The organism is Vibrio sp. 10N.222.54.A3, assembly GCF_041474095.1.
Taxonomy (GTDB): domain Bacteria; phylum Pseudomonadota; class Gammaproteobacteria; order Enterobacterales; family Vibrionaceae; genus Vibrio; species Vibrio crassostreae_C.
This window is the reverse complement of the sequence record NZ_JBFRTN010000201.1, coordinates 1-249: the sequence shown is the minus strand read 5'-3', so window position 1 is coordinate 249 and position 249 is coordinate 1. Positions and strand designations below refer to the sequence as shown.

General features: G+C 45.8%; 1 pseudogene. It reads left to right on the top strand.

Going from position 1 to position 249, the window contains the following annotated elements:
- Positions 1 to 61: 61 nt before the first annotated feature.
- Positions 62 to 249, top strand: a pseudogene (locus AB4507_RS23005) (IS66 family transposase); the annotation flags it as partial.

The window sequence follows — 249 nt, the reverse complement described above, 5'->3', positions numbered from 1 at the left end:
AATCGAGAATAAAGCCTTATTCTCCAAGCGTTAACGGCACGATTTTAGTATAATCAATGCTATGAAAAAGACGCCAAATATCGACCCAGAAAGCCAAGATGTTGCCGAGCTACAAGCGATGGTAGCTGCTCTGATGTCGGAGAAAAATGAGTGGAAACAAGAGCGCCAATCGCTGCTTGAACAACTCAAACTCGCCTTCGACCGTCAGTTCGCGAAACGCTCGGAGGCATTAAAGCCTTACGATGAATC